1 protein-coding gene is annotated in these 1,034 nt (G+C 63.2%); it reads right to left on the bottom strand.

The window, feature by feature from the left end:
• Positions 1-284: 284 nt before the first annotated feature.
• Entirely contained in the window at positions 285-668 is a 384-nt protein-coding gene (locus ACFV6I_RS16710; protein ID WP_380342855.1) for a Scr1 family TA system antitoxin-like transcriptional regulator, read from the bottom strand.
• Positions 669-1,034 lie beyond the last annotated feature (366 nt).

The following is a 1,034-nucleotide window of genomic DNA, read 5'->3' as shown; positions in this document are numbered from 1 at the left end:
CACCGTCGCCGCGGTGGTGGGGCGCGCGCGGCGCGGCTGGCGGCGGTGCCGCCCCCCCCCCCCCCCCCCCGCCGCGAAGGTCCGCTGGGGTCATTCCTGCCGGGTGTCTCGGCTATTGGCAGAGATCCTGCGGCGTCTGCCGCTCAAGCTTCCGCTCAAGGGTTGCCAGCTCAACCTGCTTCTTGTCCGCGCCGTTTTCGGCGGAGGGTTCTGGCGTCCTGCCGCCCTGGGCCTGCGATCCGTGCTGAATCCGACCTGCTTTCCATTGCGGCTCCCTTGGCGTTTTATTCCTGAAAGAACTCGTCCCGGATTCCTTCGATCAGGTCCCGCATGTCATCTCCATGTAGTGCCGCGGCGTCTAATCTGAGGAATGTTGACATGTAGAGAGCGACATCCCTCGGATCGCGAGTTGTGATCTCTGAATGAAACGTCTCCACAATGGCCAGGCGATCATCATGCATGCTGAAGCATGTCATCGGAAAGTCCGGCATCAGCCTTTTGGCGGGAAGAACTCCGATGGTTAAATTGGGAATCCGGGACAGCGAAACCAGGCGCTCGAGCTGCGTAGCAATGATGGCAGGAGGGCATATCCGCCACCGCAGGACATGCTCACAAATGACGAAATGGAACTCTCTCTGGCTGTCGTACAGTACGGCCTGGCGCTCCAGTCATGCCGCGATCGTCTTTGCCTTGGCTTCCTTGTGCTCCCTGAAGGGCAGGGCGTGAGCCAGAGCAATCTCCCGGTACCGGCGGTACTCGTCGAGGCGGTCCTCGGGCAGCAACTCTGCGCCGATGAACTGTCCTGCGTCTGCGTAGTCCCCGTGGGTGCAGGGTCAAGAACCCGATCTTTCCAGAACGGGAAAGTGGTTGGGCCGCCCCCGCCCGGCGTGAACGATGGCTGGGGGCGGGGGAGTTCAGAGGTGAGGTCGGTACAGACAGAGGTGGCCCGCGGGGCGGGGAGCCCGGGGGGGGGCCCGTGGGGTGTGTGTGTGGGTTTGGTGTGGCGTTTAAACAAATGAGGCTGGCGGCCGGTG

It is taken from the genome of Kitasatospora sp. NPDC059803 (assembly GCF_042732255.1).
Taxonomy (GTDB): Bacteria; Actinomycetota; Actinomycetes; order Streptomycetales; family Streptomycetaceae; genus Kitasatospora.
Note: the sequence above shows the minus strand (reverse complement) of the source record. Positions and strands in the feature narration are given on the sequence as shown.